This is a genomic window from Nocardia gipuzkoensis, assembly GCF_021183645.1.
Lineage (GTDB): Bacteria > Actinomycetota > Actinomycetes > Mycobacteriales > Mycobacteriaceae > Nocardia > Nocardia abscessus.
The window spans coordinates 2845340-2869768 of the sequence record NZ_CP089225.1; the positions used below are offsets into that span (position 1 = coordinate 2845340).

Sequence of the window (24429 nt, forward strand, 5' to 3'; positions counted from 1 at the left end):
GGGTTGTCGAGTCGGATCGGTGCCGTTCGCCGGTGGGCTCGGTAGGGGAGATCTCTGGAGAGGTGCCGCCCGGTCGGCTGTCATCATCCGGTGGTTCGGGTTGGACGCCACGGGCGAAGCCACCGCCGTCTGCGTGGAGTTCCGCGAGGCTGCTTATTCGTTTGTGTCTCGCAACTGGACCACCGCGGTTCCAGGGTTCACCGCGTTCGTCGAAGGGGTTCACGAGGTTGGGAACACCCCCGATCACGGCAGCGGTCCGGGCAACCGTCGACTGTGGTTTCTCGGCCGCATCATCAGGTGCCAGGGTGGCGGATTCCGTTGATGCGGAGGGGTGGCCGAGGGCCACTTGCTCGGGCTGCTGTGCGTCGAGTCGCGACTCACTACCGGCGGCTTGTTCCGGCGCTACTCGCTCCTGCGGGTCACCGGCGTCGCCTGGGGCGGCGGCAACGGGTGAGGCTGGGGGACCCGGCGAGGTGGCCGACTGCGCTTCGACGGCGGAATGGATTTCGCGGTCGAAGCGCTCCAGCCATTCTTGATCGGATTCGCCGTGGACGGCGGGATATTGCGCGACCTCCTCGAGGTCGGCTAGGCGCTGTGTCAGAGCATCCAGATACTCATCCGTCAGTTCTGGCCTCGTACCGTCGAGCTGATCGGCATTCACCTTGTTCATCTGTGCGTGCAGGTGCAGTTGGGTGAGTCGCTTCAGAATGGCGATATCGCGGCTCGCGCGCGGATCGTGGTAGCCGTCGAATCGTTGTTCCAGGTATGCGACCGCTCGACGCCAGTCACGCCACGTCCAGTCTTTCCTGGAACGGGCGATTAAGTGTCCTTCAGTCGATTCGTCGAAGTACTCGAGTAGCAGCTGGTCGCGGAGCTCTTCCAGCATCAGCCCCACATTGGTGTGTTCAGCACTCGGTGCGGGACTTTCGGTCGCTTGCCGTTCGATCTCGGTGAAAATTCTCGATACATCCTCATACCAGGACAGGTGGCCCAAGCGTTCGAATTCCGCTTTCGTCGCCGTGATTCGCTGCCGAATCGACTCGAGCTCCGCACCAGGCAGGTGATGCCGCACCCACGTCCACACGCCGTCGAAAGTAGTGAAATGTTCGTGGAATCCGGCGCCCGCCCAGAACTCGTCTCCGGTGAATCCGGCGCCCGGCCAATTCTCTGTGAAGTCGAGGGCGTTGTCGATCGGCACGATATGAACGCCGCGCTCGAGTATCCAGTTCCGGCCCTCGTGGCGGTCGGGTGGACGAAGCAGTGTGTCGCCCAACCCCTGACGCTGTGCGGCCGGTGTGGGGTAGAAGTGCTGCCACGCGTCATAACCGTCCCCCAAGATCTCCCGCGCGACAACGCCCGGGACATATTCCATGGCGATCACGCGTTCGCTGAGCCGCAGCATCTTTGGGGGCCGTGCCCCGACGGCCTGGAGAATTACCGCCCCGAGTTCCTCGGCATCCGCCTGGTCCACGGATCGGAGCGTCTTCACGATCACCTTGAAGCCATTTTCGTACGCGATCTGGACCACACTCTCGGACATGGAAGAGTCGCCCGAGTTTTCCTTCAAAGTCTGTCGGGAACTCTCGCCTGAGTCGATCGCCTCGGCCAACTTCTCCGCAAAGGGACGTTCGTCGGTGAGGTTGTTGATCCAGACGATGTTCTCGCGGTCTCGATAGAAGCGGGCAATCGGTTCCGGCTCGTCGTGCCGGCCGGAGACCGGCTCGACTGTTACGTGACCGTCCTCGTCGACCTGCACCAGCCGATAGTCGATCCGCACCCCCTGCGCTACCAATTCGCTGCCGCCCTCGACGAGGAAATCCAGCAGAGCCTGCTGGCCGCGCATCGGTGACGCGACGACTACCCTGCCCGGCCCCACTCCGATGCCCTCGACCCGGCGTCCGTTTTCATCGATGTACGGCTCGACGCCCTCTGCGGCGAGCACGTCGCGGGCGGCCAGTATCGCCAGGGCGGTGCGCACCCCATCCGCATAGCGGCGGTAGCTTTCGATGTGTTCGGCCAGGGATTCGTACTGGGCACGGATATCCGGCATCGCCCCCGCGATCGCCGCTACCTCGGCGAAGGTACGGCCCGCCTCCTCGTCGGCTACGAGCCGCCGCAGCACCGCTTCGAATCGAATTCCCTGCCGGGCTCGGAGGATTTCGATCGATCGCTCGATCGCGGCGGCTTCCTTCCGGTACAGGCTCGTGACATCTACGCCGAGATCGCGGACCGGACGCAGCGCTTCGGCTGCTACTTCCTCCACCTCGGACATTGCCGCGTCCAGCACACGGCGTGCACTCGGCGAGAGTTCGACCGCTGTGCCCTCTCTGGGCGACGAGCCGTCGGTTGATGATCGGGGCGCCTCGCCATTCACGGGCTCGTCGTCCTCCGCACCCCATTCTCGGCCGTTGTCGGGATTGTGATGGAAGGCCAGTGTGGGGTCGAGTCCGGGGACTCCGCGCATGTGTCCGAATGGTCGACTGCGTGGCCGGATCGGAGGGAGGTCGAGCGCGGCGCGTTCATCGATTACGTTGTCGACGGCGACTACCGGGCTTCGCGGCAGACCTTCGGAGCCGCTGAGGTCCTCCGACGCGGACCCGGTTCTTCCGACGATGGGCCTGTTCGGGGCCGGTGAGCTGACATGGGGCGCGCCACGCCGGAATCCGGTGTACTGGCTGTCGGTTCGTATGAAATACGCGTCGATCGTCGGTCGCTGGCCGCCGGTCCGGTGCGCGGGCGGCATCAGTAGATCGCCGAGTGCGCGCATGTCGGCAGTCACGTCGACGCCGTGCTGCCCGTCGAGGTAGCGGATGGTGCCGTGGTCGTTGACCGCGTTCACCGCGTGTCCTCGGGGCTGCTGGTTTTCGTCCAGCTCAGAGTGATCGTAGTAGACGATGATGCCGCGAGCCAGATGGTCGCCGTCGGTCAATTCGTCTTCTATATCGGCCAAATCTCGGACCGGCTGAAATGTCGTCTGATAGTGGGCCTCGATGAAGGGCAGGTGATAACGGCCAACGGCATCGTGGTAGCCCGTCCGACCCGTTTTCGACGGCGCCGCAACCATGTTGGTGCGACCGTCGATCCTGAGGTCGGTGACGATAGCGGACTCGGCGCAGTTGTTCTCGTTGCCAAACGGGTTCACATCGTGAATCAGTTCGAGTATCGGATCGAAGCCCTCGTCGCGGCTGCCATCGGGCACACTCGACGGCTCGTTGCCCGATTCGCCGGTTGAATACCTCTCGGTGATGATCAGTCGCTCGATGGCCAGATCGTCGTTCGAGTGGCGGCCGCTTCGCGTCGTGCCATGCATATCGACGTGCTCGAACCCTCGCCTATGCTCGGTGGTCAGCGGCACTACGAACCGATCGGTGTATCTTCCGTCCTCGGCCACTCGCCGTCTGATCTCGTCCTGGGCCTGCCTGATCAGTTCCCGCCCGCGGTGGTGGTCTTCCGGCCCCAAGTAGCTGTTACGCGTACCGGGTACGGGGATAGGGTCGGGTAGATCGATGACGTGTCGTTCGATCCACGCTTCGTCGTATCCGGCACGGCGGAACGCGTCGCGGATGGGATCTGCGACTGGACCGGGACGGAGGTCGCCGGTTTCGGGATCGGTGACCGAATACTGCTCCCACGGCGCCTGATCGTCGGTGTAGCAAGGAATGATGTAGGCGTCGTCGAGGGAATAGGCGTAGTGGAGATTCCTGTTCAGCGGCCGGAAAGCCGCGTCGCTGGCCAGATGACCGTCGTGCTCGTCGGTCGTCTTGAACTCGGTGCGCAATGGTGTCGCCGCAATGATCGCACCCAGCGGCAAGACGATAATGGCACCGAGCGAATCGGGCAGGCGGGTTCCGTTGTCATCGAACAGTCGCCCGGCGTAACCGATGTAGTCATCGAACGTCTCTGTGCCCCGCCAATCGCCCGGCTTGATGAAGTGCACCCCGTCGGACGCGCGCGCGTTGGCGGTGTTGTGGATGTCGTCGTGCGCGCCCGAGCGGATCATTCCGTCTGCGGCGATGGCGCTGATACGCGGGGTGAAGTGCAGATACAGTGTGTCGGCCGGGTCCACGTACCACCCGAAGTCGGACCGGCGTTCGGATGCCGCCTTTTCTACCTCGGCGGACAGGTCATGGTCGGTCGCCGGGAGATGTGCCAGAGTGCGCACCCGTGCTAACGCGTCTTCGAACGCGGCGATCGTCTGGGTGTCTTGCTCACGCCATATGGACCCCCGCACCGAGGATTCGGCATAGATGAGCGCGGCGGACCGCTCCGCCGAACGCAGCGCGTCAGCAACTCGGTTGCCGACATGTGAGGGTGCGGCGAGGACGGAGATCACAGCATCGAACACTTCGTCCCGGCTGCGCAGGCCACGATTGAGCTCCGATAGCAGCGGCGCCAACGTGTCGTCCGGAATAGCGTGCCATCCGTCGGTGATCTGCTGGCGCGCGGTCGGAACAGCGGACCGCATGGAACCGATGGTGTCGAGGAGGCGCTGTATCGTCCATTTCGAGCTGCCGCCGGAGTACCACGCCCGCTGCACATTCTCGGCCTGGTCCCTGAGCCTGGATTGCAGCGTGCTGATGGCTCCTTCCATTCGATAGGTCGAAGGCCGATCGGAAAGCAGTTCCGCGAGCCGATTCCGAGCCGCGGCATGGAGAGTTTCGGAGTATCGCTGCTTCGCCCCGGGATACAGGGCGGACAATCCGCTCCGCTTGACCGCGACGATCTCTGCCAGCACCTGAATATCGCTGTCGGTGAGATGGTCGCGAGCGGTGATTTCCCGCAGTGTCGCGATCACCCGATCCTGCTGCTTCGCCGTTTCGGGGTACGCGGCCATTCGCTGATCCAGGAACGCGTCCAGCTCCGCGCGGATGCCGATCAGCGATCCGATGTCCACCCTTGCCGAATCGTCGAGCAACGGCGCGAGTGCGTTCTCCAGGTCGCGCACCTGAGCTATGGCCTGTGCGACCGCCTGATCGCGTTCGGCCAGCACGTCGGCCAGTGCGGCGGTGTGCTCGGGTGTGAGATGAAGCTGCTCCGGTGTGATGTCCGACTCGGGATGTTCCGGCGTGGTCGACGGTTGCCGATTGCCACGGGCAAAACCACCGCCGTCTGCACGGGGTTCCACGAGACTGGTGATTCTTCGATGTCGCGGTACCGGGCCGCCGCGGTCCCAGGGCTTGCCCGCGCCGTCGATGGGTTCTTCGGGGTCGGGGACGCCCATGGTCCCGATCAGGCCTGCTGGCCGCGCCGGTCGTCGAGATGCGCCTGGTGCACGGTTCGGTGTCTCGGGTTCGGGCGCATTTGCCGTCGGCTCCGCGGTTCGAGACAGCCCGGACGCCTGCATTGTCCTCGACGGCTCGCTCGCGGCCGAATCTTCATGGGTCCCGGTGGGAGCGCTCCGCGTTTCCAGATCATCGTCGGTGCCGATGATTCGTCTTTGCCTGGCTACCGCCACGATCTCGTCGCGGCCACCGCTGACGCCGAGCTGGACCCGAATGCGTTCCAAGCGGTAGCTCACTTTTTTCCCGTCGATTCCGGCGGCCTCTGCGATCTGTGCACGTGTTCGGCCCTGGGCGGCGAGCTCGAGCACCTTGACGTCGAGCTCGGACAGACCATGCCCTCGGGGCGGCGTCATCGGAGCGGAAGACGCACTCGACTCTTCCGGAACGGAGGTCGGCAAAGGCACGCCATGGGCTGCTTGCGCCTTGTCCGTCGCCGGTTGGGTCGTGGAGGACACGGTCGGCCATCGGTCCGGGCTCGCCACCGTGGTGGTGCCCTTCCAGGGATTGGTGACCAGGTATCCCTCGATCCTCAGTTGTCGATACGCTCTGGCCACAGGGCCCCTCGACATCGGCAGATAAGAACTGAGTTGCTCCGTCGTGGGCAGCAGTTGGCCCTCCCGGAGCTGGTTCGACAGGATCGCCTGGCGCAAAGCGGAGGAAACCATCTGCTCGCTGCTTTCGGCCGCGCGATCCAGTTCCTGCAGCGATGACGTCGCCGTGAAGATCTCCAGCAACTCCTCCGCGGTAACCAGCCAACCGGCATCCGATTCCGGTGCGGTGGGCCATTCGTCGCGGCTCGCTATCGTCGCCCCGACGCCACCAGCCTTGATGACCACGTAGCCCTCGTGGGCGAGCTGCCGATACGCGTTACCTATAGGGGTTTCCGATATCCCCAGATGTTCGGCGAAGGCCATCGCTGTAGGCAACGAGCGTCCTTCACGCAGCTGACCCGACAGAATCGTCGCGCGCAACCGCAGGGTCAGCGTCTTATCCCAGCCGAATCGGCTGGCATGCTCTGCCAGCCCCGTCCGCGGCGCTGCCGCATCGAGGATTTCGGTCAATACTGGCGGTGCCAGCGGAAGGATCTCGGCCAGTGCGCGCACGGCGCGGCGTCGTAGCGACTTGACCGCATCGGCCGTACGGTCGCCGCTGATCGTGGCCGTCGCGTCGGCGACCGTCATGCCCTGCAGGAAACGGAGTTCGAGGTACTGCTCGTAATCGGGGTTGCCGAGTTGCCGTATGGTCCGCCGCAGCCGTTTGAGCTGGCGCTTGTCCCCGTCGGCGGCCGCATCCAGAGCCGCCTTGGCCGCTGCCTTGACCGCCGTCAACGCCTCGCCGTCCGGCGAGTGGTCAACGGAAGCGCCCTCCGAGACCCCTCGGATTCGGGCTGCCGGAGCCGAGGACGTCTCAGGCGCGACAGGGGCGACACCGGGTTCGGCCGACGCGGTTCGCTGCCAGGGCGTCGGCCTGCCGGGCCGAGGAGAATCCGGCTCCGCGGCGGCGCGGGCAGGCGGCTTCTGGCTGCTCCACGGCGTCGGCGTTTCAGCGGCCCGAGGATGCTCCGGCGCGGTCCCGGGCCCGAGATTCCGCACCACCTGCGGAGCTTTGGCGTCGAAGTTGTAGACGACCTCGATCACCCGGTCCGGGAACCGGTCCAGCAGTGCGGCGTCGATCAACCTGCCTATTTTGTCGAAGTGCGGATTGTGCACATCCGGGTCGGCGTAGGAGACGAACCCGTGCAGACGTCCGTCGTCGTGAATTCGCCACCGAATATTGCACTGCGCGGTATAGCCCTCGGTTTCGACGCTGATCAGCCACGGACTCCGGACCTTTTTGGCCAGCTGTCCGTGCGCGGGACCGCGTGCTTCCACCGCGTGCAGGACCAAGTGGTTCGGACCGCTTTCCGGAGCCACTGCGGTCACCAAGCCGCCCACCGAGGTCAAGTTGTCGCCGCCGAGACCTTCGATTTCTCGCACGACGATGGTTCCCTGCGTGACATCGTCCTCGGCGGAGGAGGGCCCGGCTGCTGGACGGACCGAAATCCTAGGAGTCGCGGAACCCTCTGTGGCTGGGTCGGTTGCGCCGACCGGATGCTGCCCCTCGCGATCAGGCCCCTCCTCTGGGCGCACAGATAGACGCGCGGAGTGAACCGCCTCGACGACAGCCGGGCCCTCCATCGTCTCCTCGGGGCGGACGGGTCCCTGACGTCGAGGGACCGGGCGGGCTGCGGGGGGAGGATCCGGGCGGTGCGATGGTGCAGCGTTCGACCACGCTCGCGGCTCGCTCCGATAACCCGAGGCCATCGACCAAGGGATGCCCGCCTCGGTCAGGGCGGCCTGCAGGTCCTCGTCCGGGGGTTCTCGATGGAACACCACGTGGGCGATATCGGCGACCGTGACACCACCGTGGATCTGGGCCTCGATGTAGCTGTTGCGAAGGAACCTTTCCCCGGCATAATCCCGGCCGATGCCTTCGAGGCCGAAATAGGCGAGTTCACCATGGTTGCCGGGGGCGGCCGCGAACGATTCGGGCTGCGGATCGGTGATGCTGCTCGGAATGGCCTTCACCCCCCACGGGTCGCCGACGCTCGCTGTTGTCCGCGGTATCACAGTCGGTTCGAACACGACGTCCACGTCGCCGTTCTCTTCGGCCAGATCACCTTCGTGATCCCACGAGCCCCGGGTCGTGCGAACGCGCGCATACACCGGCCGCAATTCCGCTGCAAAATCGCGCGCGTATCCGAACAGCTTCTGTTCGATCTCCGCCCTACGCTCCAACTGCACTCGCCCCAGCATGCTTCTAGCCGCAGTTTCGAAAATTGTTTTGAATCGACCGCTCTCGAGGATGCGCATCAGAGTCACGGCCCTGGTACGAGTGACGATCTCGCCGCTGAATACCTGCCTCAGCTCCTCGGTCATCAGCACACGGAGCTGCTCCGGCGTGATTCCCAACTCCGCCGCCAAGGCCGCGGCCCGGCGTTCATTGCCGACATAGCGCTCGGCATATGCACGCTCTCCGTCGTCTGGGATGCGCCGTTCGGCCTCCGCCCGGAGATCTTGTGCCTGCGGATCATCGGCCTGCTCCGCATCGAGAATCCGCTGGAACAGCTCCACCGCTTCATCGCTCGGTCGACGGAACTCCGGCACTGCGCGAGCGGCGGGGTTGGCATCGCCGTCCCGGCTGGTCGCGGATTCGACCTCGGTGCCCTCCGGCGGCGGTTCTGCCGCTGAGGCGGGCTTTCCGGCGCGGGCTTCGGGTTTGTCCCAGAGTTGGTGGTCGTGTCCTTGTTGATGGTGGTGGAAGTCGAGGACGTGCTGGTTCAGGTTTCGTAGTTTGTTCGCTCCGACGCCGTGCGGGCGGTGTGGAAAGTGGGGGTCCGCAGGATTCGGGTCGGTGTGCTGGAACAGTTCGACGCCCGGCGGGAGGGGGTTGGGTGGGATGCCACCGCCAGAACGGTTTTTGTGGTCGGCTGAATGCCGACCGGCCTGCTCGCCGCGGTCCGAGGTAGTTTGCGGTTCGGGCGAAACCGGTTCGGCCGGTCTCCAGGGCGTGGATGTGCTCGGTCCGGTTGTCGGAGCAATCCCGCCTCCCGGGTGCGACTCCGGAGGGGGAATCAGCACACCGTTCTCGTCGAATAAGGCGACCCAGGCTTTGCGCGTGAAAGGGTCGTATCGCGTCGCGCTCGTGGAGCGCTCGATCGGACGCAATTCGGCGATGGTGGGGTTTATCTGGATCAGCGGACCGCCGCTGTCCTTGGTCAGAACCAGCACAGTGTCGGTATTGGCGGTCGACAGCAGTCGCACGATCGCGGTCGCCTTGGCCGGCATCTGGTCGACGAGGTCGAAAACCTCGGTCCACGTGGTGACCTGATGGAGGTTGTCATCACCGATCGCCTGCGCGATGTCTCGCCGGGAGTACACGAGGGAGGTGTCTCGCACACCGGTGGGAATGGTGACGACGTGTCGTCCGTAGCGGTCGTTGACCACCTGGAACGCCAGCCGGGCCTCGTCCGGCTGGATGATCGTCTCTGCGCGCTGATGAGGCGGCGTCCCGCGCAGGGCTGCTGGATCGGTGTGACCAGGGGCCAGTGCACGGGCGGCGCGCTCGACTTCGGAACGCATTTCGTCGCGCCGCCGGGTCAGTTCGGCCACTGCGGCTGGGGAGACGCCTGGGGCGGCCAGCTGATGCTCCAAGCCGAGCATGCCCAGTTCCAGCGTGAACCAGCGGTGGGCCAATGCGTCGAGTCGAGCCGTCTCTGCGGCCGACCGCTCATGCTCTGGTGTCCCCGGCTGGAGTTGCCCGAGCTGGACATACAGGTTCAGGCGTTCTCGCGGTATGTCCGTCTGGGCAGGGCTGGCCAGAACGGCGGTGATGTTGTCGTGGCCTCCGGCCGTCAAGGCGAGTTGCTCGAGTGCTTTCGCGGCGGCCAGGAGATCTCCTGGTGATCGCTCCAACTCGGAGCGAACGATCTCTGTGAGAGCCTCGGGCTGGAAGACTTCGTTCCAGAGGCCGTCGGTGCACAGCAGCAAAACGCCCTTACCCGAAATGGGGACGGTTTCGGCGTGCGAATCTTCCGCGCCCTCCGTGGGACCGGAGCCGAGGTAGCGCTGGATCTGGTGCGCGTACTGGATCTGCAGCGCTTCGGCTTCGGACATGCCGGACTCCACCAGGCGAGTCAGCAACGTGTCGTCGGTGGTCAGCTTCTTCGACTCGCCGCCGTCCAAGGCGAGCCAATACCCTCGGGTGTCGCCGCGTGAGTCGGTCGTGATCCGATGCGGCTCCACCACTGCCAACACGATGGTGGCTCGCGGAGGACGATGTGCCCCCGGGTATTTCTCGCCCAACGCGACAACTGCGGCATCAGCCGCCGCCATCGCGTCCTGCACCAACCGCAACGGATCGAACTCTCCTCGCGACTCCGTTGCCGCCGCCACCATGTGATCCAACGCCACTGTTGTGCCGACGTCCGCCGCCTCGTCGCCACGCACCGATCTCGACACGCCGTCGGCAACGGCGAGGAAGTGCACCGGCTGACCTGCGACGCTCACTGTCGCGAACTTGAACGCGTCCTGATTGGTCGGGTGGTCGGCGTCCAAGCCGATATCGCTCACACCGGCCACCGCGCCCGAATTCTTCTCGACGTGTGGGGGTGGCAACGGTGTCTCGGCGGGAGCCAGTTGCGGGATGTCCTGCGATGCTGCCGAGGGGGAAACACGCGGAACGACAGGCCGATTCGAATCCAGCTCCGCCCCGACCTGGGTGACTCGGTCGTCCGCTGCTCGGTAGCGGCCGACGGCTTCGGTCGCCAGCCGGGTCCGAGTATCGAGGTCGTGGTAGATCTGTCCATTGGTGGCGTTGTTCGCGTCCAGCAACGCGGCCAACCACTCTTTGGCCGCGTTGAAGTGATGGACCAGCAGGGTGAGGCGTTCACGGGGGACCGTCGTATCGGTCTGCTGCATCGCAGCCACCAGTTCGTCGAGGTGGCCGAGCATGTCGTGCAGCTTCCGGTAGCGCGCCACATCCGCGTGCGACACCGCTGCGCGCGGATCTACCACGGCGGCGTCGTGCTCGGCCGCGATCCCTTCGCGCACCAACCGGAGCAGGTTCAGGTCGACAGTGGCCAGCAGGCCGAAAAAGCCCCTGCTCGGTGACGCGGCCGAGGGCGCCTCGCGCAACGCGGCCGTGACTTGTTCGACCCGCCCGTCGGCCGCTCGATAACGCTCTACCGCATCCGCTGCCAGGTGCCGCCGCTCGGCCTGGTTCGGGTACACCCGTCCGTCGGTGGCGTTGTTCGCGTCCATCAACGCAGCCACCCATTCCTCGGCTGCGTGGAAGTGATGGACCAGCAACCGGAGCCGATCCGGCGCGACAGCTTCCACCTGTGGCATCGCGGCCACCAACTCATCGAGATGCGCCAGCATGCCGTCCAGCTTTCGAAGACGGGCTACATCCGCGTGCGGCACGGCCACGCTGGGATCCACCACGATGGCATCGCGTTCGGCCGCAACGCCCTCACGCACCAGCCGCACTCGATCGATATCGAGCCCGTCCACGGGATTCGCGACGGGAGGCACATGCTCGCGGATTCCGGCATCGTCCGGTGGCGGCCCGGCTTGCTCGTTCGGATCGGCACGGGAATACCTCGGTGAATGGCGGCGCGGGCTCGAATCACCCTGGGACTGCGAGGAGGAGCGCGACGGCTCACCGGCATCGGCGTAGTTCATGGCGGCCAACTGCTGATCCACCATGCGAGCCAGTTCGTCCAGCATGAAAATCGGTGAGCCGTCTTCCCCGGTGCCGGTCATCTCGGGTTGCTGCTGCGCCCGATACGCGGCGCGGGCGTCGGCACCCTTCTCGTGCCACTTCCGAGCCACCGAGGCAATGAGACCTTCCGGATCGATACTTGCGACGAACCCGGAGCCGGCCGGAATGGAGCCGCGGTCGTCCGGCCGAGCTGCGGCCAGGGTATTCGCCGGTCCGTCCCGTAGTGCCTCCGCGACCGTGCGTCCGTTCAGCAATGCCCGCAGGGCGTACACCGGATGCGTTGGATCCGCCGGTGCGCTGCGACCGAATGAATTGTTCGCTTCGGCGAGCGCCTCCACGGGGTTGAAGACATGCTCCAGACCCCACCAATCGAAGTCCGGGTCGAGTTCGTCCCCCGGGATAATTTCGACTCCCGGGCCCGACCTCGTGTCTTTAGGGTCCGGTTTTTGGACGCGGCTGTAGCTGTTGAGCAGCCCCAACCATTTGTCGAACCGCGAATCCGGTGGCAGGTCCCCTTTCCTGCGCAACCCAACAAAGTATTCGTAAAGATAGCCGAATGCCCTCGGAGCCAGCTGATCCTGGTAATCCATTCTCCGGTCGAACCGGCTGTCCGGGGGTAGTTCTCGCGAAGCGCGCAACTCTTGGAGTTGGGCATATCGGGACGCGGTCATCGGCGGGGCGTGACTCGACAGCAATTCAGCAGCATCTCGTAGATGCGCTAACTCGTGACGAAGCGTGTCATATACGGGGTCGCCGGTCGGACCCGCCTTCCAGCCGGTCCGGACCGATGCCTCGGCGCGGGCGGCGAAATATTCCGTGTCGGCGAAGTAGTTCTCGTTGAGAACTACGAGGAGCCCCTCGCCGTCCGGCAGCGAATCCGCCGCAGCGAAGGTGTCCTCGGCCAATGGTGCGACGATAAGCGAAAAATTCGGGAGAGTGGGATCCTCGGCGATCGCATCGACGATTGCATTCCGAATGGACAGATCGGTCTTGACGGAAATACCTGGCTTGTCCAGTCCCAGCACCTCGATGCCGAACGTTTCGAACAGCTGTGCTGCGATCGCCTGTTTGACACCGGCATCGGGATCCGAAGCGGGGGAGTCGGGCACGGCGGAAGCTTCTTCACGCACCGGTGTCGCCGACGCCGGGGTCGGTCGGTCGTTGGAAACCACGGCCGCCGGCTCTGGCATGAGGACTACATCGGTGCCTTCTGCCCAAGTGAAGCCCGAAGGTGCTGTCGGGCTGGGCGCGAAAACCAGTCCGGTAAGGGCGTCGGAATCATTCGGCACCGGATCGCTCGCATAGCGCAGCTGTCGGAAACCCAGTTGGCCCACCGCGTCCCACACCCGGCGGGCGATATCCGGCTCGAGTACCTCATTGCCCTGGAGTACGCGGTGGACCGCGATACTACTGACCCCGACCGCCTGAGCCACGTCTTCGATCCGTACGCGTCGTAAGGCGCTCTGGCGTGGCAGATCCACATCGATTGCATCTTGCAAGTGGTCCGACAATTGACGAATCGCTGCTTGGCCGATTCGTTGGGATGCTTGCGGCGCAAGCCCCACGGCGGCCGTGGCTTGTGCGGGCGTGAGTCCGTCCAGATAACGCAGCGCCACATAGGTAGCCAGCCTCTCCGGAAGCCGGCCGATGGCACGTTCCAGCGCCCCGCGTGGGACAGCGACCTTATCCGCGTGTAGGGGCATCGCGGACTCGGGTAAAAGTACGCTGACGGCGTCCCACACTCGGCGGGTGATGGTCGGATCGACAATCGCGCCGCCGAGTACCCTCTGGACCTCCATGTCGGTCACGCCGGCTCGCTGTGCCACATCCGGCACCGTCACGGGCCGCTGCCCGTCCACGCGATCCGGCGCCCCGGTTGCCGGCGGCCGGTACGGGTACCCGAGGCCATCGGCCGAATCGAGCACTTGGCGAACAGTGTCCGGGCCAGGCCCGGATCCGCCGAGCAAAACCCAGTGCGTAGTCGCTATGTCGACGTCGGCCGCTTGGGCCACTCGAGCCAATGTGGCATGGTCCGGACCGTCCGCGAGCTTCGGTCGAGCAGCTCGGTTCTGCATCAGGTCTGCCCCGGGGAGACCGATACCCGACTCCGGTTCCTTCTCGAAAACCAGCCCTGTTGCCGCATTCGGCTCGGAGCCCGGAGTCGAATCGCCGAGCAGGCCGATCCGCCCTGCCGCCTCCATTACCCGGTTCGCCGGCTCTTCGGTGACTTCGTCGCCCGCGAGCGCGCGGGCCGCCGTATCGGTGGTTGTTCCGGCAAGCCACGCCGCATCCGCGACAGTGGCTTCCCGCACGGTGCCGTACACCACGGCGTTCTCACTGAGCTCAGCGGCGAAGAAGGCACCGAGATAGGAGAGGGCGGACCTGTGTAGCTGGTCGATATCCGCGTCCGGACCGAGAGCGGCCCGGGTGCCTTCCGGTGAGCGACCCTCCAGATAGCGGAGGGTGACGTACTCCGCCACCTCGGCGGGAAGGTCCTCGGTGGCGCGGCGCAGCGCGGCATGGGTAACCGCCCGAAGCTCCGGCGCACCACCGGACTGGGGTCGGAATCCAGCCGCATCGGCCTCTTCCAATACGCGGGCAGCCGTTTCCGGATCGCGGCTGCCCGCGCCGCGCAGCACGCTGTAGACCTTCTGGGGGGACACCCCCGCCCGCTCGGCAACCTCGACCGCGGTTGCCTCGGCAGCCACCTGGCCGGCGCGGGGCAAGCCTCGGTCCGAAGGCGGCTGGAGGAGCCCGCGACGGCGGAGTTCGTCGCGAACGACGTTCGCGGTCTCCGAGGTCAGCACGGGTCCGTCGCGCAGAACCTTCTCGACGGTCGATACGCCGACGCCGGCCGCGCGGGCCACTGCGGCGCGGGTGATCCGGCCGGTGTAGCCGATTTCCGCGGCTGCCGTGAGCACTAGTTGTCTGGTGTGGTCGTCCACTGTGCCGCGCCCGTTGCCCAGCACCTTGTCGACCGTGGTCAAGCTGACGCCCGCGGCGCGGGCCACGTCAGGTTTCGTGACCTGGTTCCAATACCCGAGGCGATCGGCCGCCTCCCGCACCTGGGCAACGGCTTGCTCGGCGACCGCGGACCGGCCCTGCAGCACCATCTCGACGATGTCGGTACCGACGCCGAGATCAGCGGCGACCTCGGCGATGGCCGCTCGGCGCTCGGCCTCCAGTCGCACGGCTGCCGCCGTCGCCTCCGGATCGGATGTGACAGGAGCAGCGTCGGCGTCTTCGACGTCGGGCTCTGGAGCGCTGACGTTGCGCTCCACCGGCGCGGGTAGCGCCAATCTGTCGAGCGCGCCGCGCTGTAGCAGGCTGATGTCTGCGCCACGTCGCCGCGCGTTCAGAGCCTCCAGAATGAGCTTGCGCTGGTTGGAATTCAGTTGGCGCCACCGGTCCACTACTTCGCCCGCGACGCCCCGCAACCATTCGCCGACACCCGTCCCCTCGGGTACCTGCCACTCTCGACTGTCCGCGAACCCGAACACGATGCCGTTGATCTCTTGCGCCAGCAGCACCAGCGGCGCGACATCCCGGCCGACGGGCGAAGCCGGAACTCCAAGCCTGTCCAATACCTCACGGAATACGTTCTGCCCGTGTTGATTACGCAGCTCTCGAAGCACCGCCGGATCACGGTGCTGTGGCCGTGGCGGTGTCGTGCCTGTGTCCGGCTGCCCGGCAGCACTGGCAGGATCGTCCGCGGTCGAATCCGACGATCGGGCCGCATCCTCGACGTGTGGGTTGGTGACCTGTTGTCGGAGCACCCCGTCTGCCACGGGCGGGCGCGATAACTGGACCTCCATCCAGACCGTCTTGCCCGGCAGTCCATCACGGGCCAGGTCCACCCCGCGCGCGGTCGCGAGCTCCGCGATGATCCCGGAGCCCCGGCCGTGGGTTCCGTCCGCACGCTCCCCCAACGGGTCGGAGTCGGCGGCGTCCAAGTCGTCGAGGGTGAAACGGGCGAGCAGCGCGTCCCGAGCGCCCCGGTCGACCGCGGTCAACGGTGTCGCGTCGTCGTCCTGCTCGACGTCGCTCTCCGGTCGCCACTTCGGCAGACCGCGTGACGCGTCCGCGACTTCCACCCGCAACTTATCGTCGAGCAGCCATGCCCGTATCTCCGCGCCGCCCTGCTTGGCATACAGGCTGACATTGCCGACCAGTTCCGACACCGCCAGCTGTACGTCGTCGATCAGACTGTCGTCCGCGCCTGCGCGCTCCAGCAACTCGCGTGCCATCCGCCGGGCCGTAGAGGTACCGGCCTGGACTTCACCGCGCTGGAGTACCAATTCCGCTGCCGACTCGGGCGTCACCTTCGATGGGTCGTTCTGCCCAGGAGCCGCGAAGAGCGTGAAGTACCGTGTTCGTTCCCCGTTCGCGCGTAACTCGAAACCCCATGTGCCGGACAACCGCTCCACCAGTTCGATTGCTCGACCGGAGTCGGTCGACGCAACCGACTGCTCGTCGCGCGCCGGGGTTTCTCGGCTCTGGTCGGTGACTTCGACCGATATCCACCGGTCGTTTCCCTCCCCGCCGTTCGTCACCCGAATCACCGCGGCCCCTTGCGTAGCCCGCAGAAGTGCCGCGATCATGACCTCGGCCGCCTCGGCGTGATTCTGGACCGGCCAATCGCTCATCACCGTGTCCTGCAGCTGGTGCCGCAATTCTCGGGCTCGTTCCACCGTGATGTCGGTGCCGTCGTCCGGCTGTTGTGTGCGGGAGCCGGGTGGGTTTGCGGTGTGGCCCCACTCCGCGCCGTTGTCGGGATTCCGGTTGAAGCCCATTGCCCACCGAGGCACGTCGCGGGGTATATGGCCCGCCGTCACATCGCGTCGCGCGGGTAGTCCGAGTGCCGAGTCTTGATCCGGGTCATAGTAGGCGTCTACAGCGCCATGCGGTGGTCTGGTTCGCCGGCTCCTTCCGGGAACGGCGCCGCCCCCTCTTGGAGGCGTATGAGCCGCGGCGCTATCCGACGACTCGGTGAGGGGGAGAAGGCCTACGCGGAGCGCCGCCGCCACCATTCCCGCGCGATGATGAGTGCCCAGCTTCTGATTGATGTTGTACACGTAGGTTTTCGCGGACTGGCGGGTCACGCCGAGCGCCGCCGCTATCTCGTTGTCGTCCTTGCCTTCTGCGACATAGGTGAGTACTTCGATCTCGCGAGGAGCCAGGTCGGCTTTGCCGGCCGCAGCTCCCGACCTGCCGGTGACGACGGGCCCAGTCGGCAGGATTCCTGTGCGTATGGCTACCGCGACCGATGCGGCGCGGGTTTCCACACCGAGTTTGCGGTTGGTTCGAGACGCATAGGACTCCACAGTCTGCTGGGTCAGACCTAGTTCCGTGGCTATTTCGGCGCTCGTCATGCCTGCCGCGACCAGGGCGAGTACTTCGATTTCGCGAGCCTTCAGTTCCGGCGCGACAGCGTTGGAAGCGGTTGCCTCCACCGTGCGGGGAAGGATGCCCGTGCTCACTGCCACCGCGACCATTCCCGCGCGTGTGCCCGAGCCGAGTTTGTCGCCAATGCGGTCGGCATGGGCATTCACGGTGTCCGCGGAAAGCCCGAGCGCCGTCGCGATTTGGGTGCTCGATTTGCCATCCGCGATCAGACTCAGCACTTCGATTTCGCGAGGAGTCAACTCGGGCAGGGTTGAATGGTCTGGGTCGGCGTTCTCCTCCTGCGTGTGCGGCAGGATGCCGCGTCGGAGGGCCGCCACCACCGCCGTTACCCGATCCTCCGCGCCGAGTTTGTGTTCGATACGTCCGATGTGCGCCCGGACCGTCGTTTCCTTCAGTCCGAGCAGAACTCCGATTTCTCGGAGCGACTTGTCCTCCGCAACCAGTCGAAGTTCGGTGAGCTCGAGATCGGTCAGTGTGCCGGTGCTGTCGAGCGGCTCCATCGGCAGCAAGCGGGCGAATGTCCGGATCGAGTCGCTCTGTAGAGGGGTGAGTTCCTTGCCCTCGTGGGCCGCGCGTGCCGCGTCTATTACGCGTCGGCGAACGAGCGGACTCAACTCGCCGAGAGTGAGCAGGTCGGCCGGGGCCATTCGCCCTAATGCCTGGCTCACCGGGTGGAGCTCTCCCACCCCCTCCGATTGACGATAGGCGGCAGTGATTCCATCCCTTATGCGGCTGAAGGAGCCCTCGACGGCGACGGTGCTGTGCTCTTCAGCCTGCTTCGACTGTTTCCGACCATTTTCCTGTTGACGTGGCTTGGAGTCCTCGAGCTCGGACCGCGCACTCGGCGGTGGCTGTGGAGGTTCGGGTGGGGGTTGTTTGCGGGGACGTCTGCGTTTGTTGTCGGGATCGCCACCCATCCGGGTGACGAGGCGCTTGGGTTCCGTCTTCTTCGGTTGTGGCGCAGGTTGGAACGGTGGGAGTCCGCCTACGGTTGGAAGGCGGCTGGGGTCCTCGTTGTATTCGAGGGAGTGTGGGTTCAGCTGGGGGCTCGCCGGTTTCTGCGGCGCGCCGGGGGCATCGGGGCTCGGTTCGGTCGCGTACCGGGCGGGCATGACGGGCGCCGCGGGTGGCTTGTCCAGCCCCGCGTCCAGATTGGTTCCCGGCGCGGCGGGATGACGATCCGACAGGGGGTTGAGCACATCCGGGGGGCGTGGCGATGCGGGATCGGGGTTGTCGGGGTTCTGGGAGGTGCGGGCCAAGCCGACGGAATCGTCGGGTAAGGGGGTAAACGCCGGTGGGCGCGGTATGACAGGTATGGCGTCGGCGGGTGGTTCGTCCTCCAGCGGGTAGGAGACGCCGGGGATGGTGACATAGTCCCCAGACGGTTTCTTCTGGACGTTGTGCTCCCGCGGGTCTTCCCAGACGTTGTGCTCCCGCGGGTCTTTCTGGACGTTGTGCTCCCGGGGGTCGTCCACGACGGTTCCCGGCGGTGTGGGGAACTCCTCTGGATCGGCATCGGGTTCGTCGTCGGTTCCCGGCCGGCCGGTTGCGGCGATGGGGGCCGGTGGTGTTGCGGCGTTCTGCGAGGTTTCTCCGGGATCGGTTGTCAGGAACCCTGCGGCCGGAGACGGTGTTGTCGGCGGGTTGGCGTGGGCGGCAGGGTCGTAGACATCCGGCGCGTGGCCCGCCAGCGCGGCCGGTGCGGCGTAAGAGAGGGGGTTTACGCCTCGCGGGGGCCCCGGAGGTGGTGTCGGTCCACCGGCGTGCGGCGTGGTGCCGCTCGCCTCCGGCCTGCTGGGCGGCGGCGTCGAGCGCGTCGCCTCCGGCGCAGCTTTCGATGGGTTCGTCTGGGTGGCGGAGTTCCTGGGCTCCGCGGTGGCATTCGGCGCTGGCTCGGCTTTCGGGCTCGGAACGCTGGTCGCCGTGCCGGAAGTCGGCATGTCGTTCCCGGTGTGCGGCGCGGCATTCGAGGCGGATTCGGTGCTCGCGGGCGACCCGGGGTTTTCCGGAGCGGTGAGCGGAGACGGCGCGGAGTCCGGGGCCTTCGCCGGTGTGTGCACCGAGGGGGCGGCGGTATCCGCACCAACTGGTGCCGGGTTCTGCGCGAATTCCGCTTCGAGCCGGGCGAAGTCGAAATCGGGATCGAGGAGGGGTTGTTCCTCGCGCACGGGCCCGGCCTCGTCCAGAGTTTCGCCGGTCGACCGCGGATTCGTCGCGTCTTGGGAGGCGTCACCGCCGGCCTGACCCAACTCCACCAGACGCATCTCCCCGGCAGGTCCGTGCTCGACCACGTATGCACCACTGCCGTCGTCGCCGACGAGAATCTCACTGGTCGGTTGTCCGATCGTCTCTCCCGCGACCACATCGATAGCCCGCTGATCCGGGCGCACCTGAGGATCGCTGATCTGGAAATGACGGGGCGGAGTCGGTGCGATTGCACCTGCGTCGGGGGGCGCGGCGACCGCGACCGAGCCCTGCGCGGGCTCGGACATGTTCCATGCGGGCCATCCGCCGCGGCGTCCAGGGGATGACGGTGACGAGGGGTGCGACGGGGAGTTCGGGCCACCTGATGGGTGCTCCGGAGCGTTCGGTGTGATTCCGCCGCCTTGGTCGGGTGACTGTCCCGGCCCGTCACCCCGCATGAACGCGACGAGGGCGTCGCGCTCCGGTCCCGCCGGCAGGTCGGCGAACAGATCGCGGAAGATCTGATCGCCTTCCGCCATCATGTCGGGAGTCAGGTCGTCGGGTCGGCCGGTAGAGCCATCCCGGAAGCGCGGCTCGGGAATTCTCCCGCTCGGCGGGTCCATCCGACTGGTGGTGGATGTGGGTTCGGGGGTCGCTGTCCGTGTCTGGGGCGGCTGACCATCCCGTGGCGCGGAAATCCTGGCCATCGGCGCGGCGTCGGGGGGTGCGCCCGAATTCTCGGGCACCCCGGTGTAGGCCCCGGCCCGCACGGCCCGCACCGACGCTCCGATCGACCCCGCCATGCCGGAGCCGAACCCGGTCCACACCATGGCGGCCAGGTCCTTGCCGCGGAGTTCACCTCCGGTCAATCCCCATGCGGTCACTCCGCCCGCCAAGCCACCGGCCATACCGCCCACGCCGCCCGCTGCGACGGTGCCCAGCACGCGCCCGCCCGTCCGGATCGCCGCGGGCGCGATGCGACGGCCTACCTCGACACCGACCAACCCACCGACGGCGCCGGCCGCCGCTCCGATCTTGACCTTCTGCCAATCCACCGTCGTTCGGGAATCGTCCTGCCGACCGCGGGCGCGGTCGGCTTCGCCCTGTGCGATCTGAACACGTTGCGCGATATAGGGGACTCCGCCGCCGATCGCCGCGCCGAAAAACGTGCCTTTCGTGGCCAGCACGAGTCGTGGGTGCTCTGTGACGAACCGTGCGGCCCGCGTCAGCATGGTCAGCACCATGTCGCGCCAGGCGAGTTCCATCCCCACCTTCGCCTCGGCACGATCGGCGATCATCTTCGCGATGCTGCCCGGCGGAGGCAGCGCCATATCGATGATCACCTGGGCCAGCAGCGCTCCCGCGATGCCGATGATGACGTACTGCTGGTACTCGATGGCCGTGGCGTTGTCGTACAACTGCTTGGCCATAGCGTTGTTGAACTCGATCTGCCCTTGGGTGTGGGCGACGATCTTGCGGTACTGCTCCCGCATCTCCGCACCGGTCGCACCCTCGACCGCCTTCTCCAACTGCTCCAACGCCGCTCGCTGCCGGGCCAGCACCGGGACGAGCCCGTTCGCCGCGTCCGACCAGGCGTCGGCGCTGCGCCGCATCGCCTCCGGATCCCCCTCCGGGAAGTGCCCCAGCACCAGATCGGTCAGCCACTGGGGGAAATAGTCCGGAATCTGTACCACTAGGCGCTCGATTGCCCGCGGGCGTGTTCGACGACCATTCGGTGCAGCACTTTCGCCGGCCCGCACGCGGCCTCGCCACGCAGCTCGACCTCGGTGAACGCTTCCACCACCGCCGCCACGGGATCGAAACCGCCGGACAAGCAAGCGCGGATCAGCTGGGCGCGCCACTCCCGGTAACCGCGAACAACCCCCGCCAGCGTGTCGCCGCGATCCCACGGTCCGCTGACGCGCCGGTACTCCATGATCAACGACCGGTGCGCCGACTGCCGGACGTGAGGACCGGACCCCGCTTCGAGGATCCGGCCGAGGTCGCGCACGATGGTCGAATACATCGGTCGCTCCTCGGACCCGGCTACACGCTCGCCCGACCGGATTGCGGCATCGACCTTTTCGGCCAGCAGCACACGATTCGCCGCGGTCACCCGGTCGAGCAGGATCCATCCGCCGACGACCGGGTCTGCCCCCTCGTCGATGGTGCGCTCCCACACCACACGGGACACGGTGCCGTCCGGCAGGTCGGTGATCTCGATCCCGGCCGGCCGCACGAATGGGTACTTGCCGAGGATGTGGTCGACGGCCGCCGCGATCTCGTCGACCGTGTGTTTCGCCACGCCGGAATCGCCGAATCCGACGACCCGCAGGTTATGGCGCGCGGCAAGCGCTTCCGCGGCGGCCACGGCATCCGGGTCGGTTCGCACGCGGGAGCGCTTCGGTTCCGGCGATACCGGCTTCGGCTTGCGCTGTTTCGTGTCCTTGCCGGGTTGGGCCGGTCTCGCCGCGCCGGGGTCGGGACCCTTGCGCCGCGGTGGATAGACCTGACCCGGCCCGGAGCTTCCGGGTGCGCTCCGCGACCACGGCGTACCAGGGGCGTTGCGCAGCCAAGGTGATTGGGCGGGTGGCCTCGACAGTCGGTTTTCCGGGGGTCGTCGCTCGGCCGCCGGGTCGGGTGCGCCGGCTTTGGGGGTTGCCGCGGCCGGGGGTGGGTTAGCCGTGGAAGGTGTGGCAGCAGAAGGTGTGGCCGCGGTGGGCGACGGCGGCTTTTGCCCGGTCGGCGCGGTGCTTCGCGAGGTCGGCGCCGGGCGGTCCGGTACCGAAGGCGTCGGGGTGGCGCCGGGAGACGCCTGCTGGTCGGGCAGGTAGGGGCTGCTGTGCGGGCCGTAGTCGCCGGGGTATGGCTGACCGGGCACGACCGGGTTGCCGCCGCCCGACTGGTAGCCGGGCTGGTCCGATGGCCGTGCGGCATCGGGGTCGGGCGTCTGGTCGGGTGCGGTGGCGCGGGGAGCGGAATTCGGATCGGCGACGTCCGGCGCGGTGGCGGGTCGCAACGGCTCCGGGGTCTGCCATGGCGGTTGATCGTAGGAAGGGCCGACGACGGGGTCGTAGCCGAATGGATCCTGGTTGCGCAGCTGGGAGCCGACGTTCTGATCCTGGTCCTGCAGAGCGTCGCCCGCGTCGGCGACGCTGCTGCTCATCCCGCGCAAATTGTGGACCAGGTTCTCGAATCCGGTGATTCCTTTCTCGGCCGCGGGCTCGTAGCTGTCGCCGAAGACCCGGCCCGGTTCGTCCTCGCCCCAGCACTCGCCCTCGGTGGCGAGCCGGTCCTTCAGGCGCGCGAGTTCCTGCTGTGCCGCGTCGGCGATGGCGGCGAGTTCCGGGGTCAGCGCTCGCAGCAGGTCCGTATCCACCCGCAACGATTGAGCCATACCGCGGCAAACCCTTCACCCTGCGTCAACGACACCGAGAGAAGACATTGTCCTATCGGACGGTCCCGATACGGCGACAGGTCTTCTCGATGCTGGGAAGGAGCGAGGGGTGGCTCGGTTCGATGCGGATATGTCCGGCGAAGCCGGTTACCTCTGTGGTGAAGTCAGCGTCGGCTTGTGCAGGTCGAAGTAGGCGACCTCGGCCATGAGTTCGTTCTCCTCCTCGAACAGCGACCGCAGATCGTCCGGTATCTCCATCTTCTCGTGTTCGCGTGCTTCGGCTTCGGAGGTGAAGTACACGGTCTCGACGAATCCGTCGTCGCCGTAGGTCCCCATCGTGCCGCCGAGGATCTCCGGGCGAACTTCGTGCAGCCGATCGCCGGCCTGGGTCAGGATTTCGCGCATCCGGCCCGCGTTACGGGTGTGGCCTGCCATGACCTGCACGAATCCGGCGCGGTCGGAGCCGCCACCCATCCACTGCGTGACATCGGCGCAGTCCATGAACGTGACCGGCCCGTCGAAGCACTTCTCGGTCTCTTCCCACCAGGCGCGCTGCTCCGGGCGCTCGCTGTTGCGGCGAGCGTCCTGCTCGGATTCGAATCGGGCGAGCGCGAGGAAGGTCCCGTCGTCGCACAGTCCGCTCGTCGTGCCGAGATAGCCGACGGCTCCCGGTTGCAGTTCCTCGTTCCACCGATCCATGCACTGACGCAATCGGGCCGGGTCGGCGGCCTTGCCTTGAATGACTTGGATGAACATCGGTTCCTCCTGAGGCGGAGCGATCACTCCGCGGTGCCGCCGGGCCGTCACGTCGTGGTCCACCGCGGGTGTGACACCGCACGGCCCGCGACCGCGGCCGGCGCACAGTCAATCGTTCGCCGCTGCGTTGCCGCACGCAAGTGCCGTACGCCGCCGATCGGGATCGACGTACCGGAAGATCGAGATGGCGCGGTGGGTGTTCCCGCCGCGAAGACCGCGGGCATACGCGTGCCCGGTCGCGCTCAGGCGGCCGGGAGCGGCGTGTGGGCGCAGCGGGCACCCTCGTTGTCGCGCTCCGCGATGCGGAGGTACAGCCGGAGGAGCACATCGCGCAGGGAGATGCCGAGCTCCGCGGCGTGGATGGCAGCCAGTTCGAGTGCGAGGTCGCTGGTGAGGGTGGTGGGATCGCTGAGCATTTCGTCGAGCACCATTCCGCTCACGGCCTGCTCGCGGGTGAGGGTGACGGTGGGCAGCCAGCTGAGCTCCCAGGCCGTGCCGGTGGAAAAGGGAAGCAGCCGTGCGCTTTCCGGGGTGATGTCGCTGGTGATGATGGACTGGGTGATGTCGAGTGCCATGATCCGCTCTCATTCACTCTGTTTCGGGATGACGCGGACCCACCGTCGGCCGGTGTGCGGTGACCGTGCTCGGTCACGGCCCGAACGCGGTGGATTCGTCCGTGCCTGAGTTGCTGGGGGCCCGAATGCTTTCGGGAGGTCGGCGCGAGTGGTGCAGGTGGGATGGTCACACCCGGCCACGGGCGATGCCTGCGCGGCCCGGCCCGCGCCATGGTGAGGTATCCGTGTCCGGCACCTCCCTGGAGTGATCGGGCCACCTAGGCCGGCGGGGCGGAAAACCGTTGCGCCGACATCGAATTGCGATGGCTTCGAGAACCAGGCTAGGTACGGCCACCCAATGCTGTCAATAAAGCTTTAACGCTTTGTGATGATATAAAATAAGCTTTGAAGCTATGAAATAGACATGTAGCTCAGCGCTGGTCGCGAGTTTGCGTGCTTATCGTTTCTCGGCGGTGAGAGGAAGCCGGTGAAGCGTTTTCTGAGCCTGAGTGGCAGCGCTTGCCTCGCGCGGCTCGGCGGAGCTGCTCGCGCGGCCGGATCTCGCGTTGACAACGAAATTCGGCGA

Annotated in this window: 5 protein-coding genes and 1 pseudogene (1 of these 6 running past the window's edge); 1 reads left to right on the forward strand and 5 read right to left on the reverse strand. The window is 66.4% G+C overall.

Annotated features, from left to right (window positions below):
• Positions 1-18427, reverse strand: the 5' end (the start) of a protein-coding gene (locus tag LTT66_RS12985) for an alpha/beta fold hydrolase (RefSeq protein WP_233067175.1). The gene continues 20759 nt to the left of window position 1, outside the view; only the first 18427 of its 39186 coding nucleotides appear in the window; the start codon lies at positions 18425-18427; the stop codon falls past the left edge of the window.
• A 295-nt stretch (positions 18428-18722) separates the two neighbouring features.
• Here LTT66_RS12985 and LTT66_RS12990 point away from each other — a divergent pair, with 295 nt between their 5' ends.
• The gene (locus tag LTT66_RS12990) at positions 18723-19196 is read left to right on the forward strand and encodes a hypothetical protein (protein ID WP_233067179.1); all 474 of its coding nucleotides are present in this window, start codon (positions 18723-18725) and stop codon (positions 19194-19196) included.
• A 1280-nt stretch (positions 19197-20476) separates the two neighbouring features.
• Here LTT66_RS12990 and LTT66_RS37590 read toward each other — a convergent pair.
• From LTT66_RS37590 to LTT66_RS13010, 4 genes and pseudogenes are all read right to left on the reverse strand, one after another.
• Positions 20477-20749: pseudogene (locus LTT66_RS37590) on the reverse strand (WXG100-like domain-containing protein); the annotation flags it as partial.
• Positions 20750-20829: 80 nt separating this feature from the next.
• Complete coding sequence (locus LTT66_RS13000) at positions 20830-22533, reverse strand: WXG100 family type VII secretion target (RefSeq protein WP_233067184.1); 1704 nt, start codon at positions 22531-22533, stop codon at positions 20830-20832.
• A 147-nt stretch (positions 22534-22680) separates the two neighbouring features.
• Positions 22681-23289 (reverse strand): hypothetical protein, encoded by a 609-nt coding sequence (locus tag LTT66_RS13005; RefSeq protein WP_233067186.1) that lies wholly within the window; start codon positions 23287-23289, stop codon positions 22681-22683.
• Positions 23290-23531: 242 nt separating this feature from the next.
• The gene (locus LTT66_RS13010; protein ID WP_233067188.1) at positions 23532-23864 is read right to left on the reverse strand and encodes a hypothetical protein; all 333 of its coding nucleotides are present in this window, start codon (positions 23862-23864) and stop codon (positions 23532-23534) included.
• Between the last annotated feature and the right edge of the window lie 565 nt (positions 23865-24429).

What these genes read in the sequence shown, in the direction of transcription:
- LTT66_RS13000 (WP_233067184.1), bottom strand. Translation starts at nt 22,533, where the DNA reads ATGGCTCAATCGTTGCGGGTGGATACGGACCTGCTGCGAGCGCTGACC.
- LTT66_RS13005 (WP_233067186.1), bottom strand. Translation starts at nt 23,289, where the DNA reads ATGTTCATCCAAGTCATTCAAGGCAAGGCCGCCGACCCGGCCCGATTG.
- LTT66_RS13010 (WP_233067188.1), bottom strand. Translation starts at nt 23,864, where the DNA reads ATGGCACTCGACATCACCCAGTCCATCATCACCAGCGACATCACCCCG.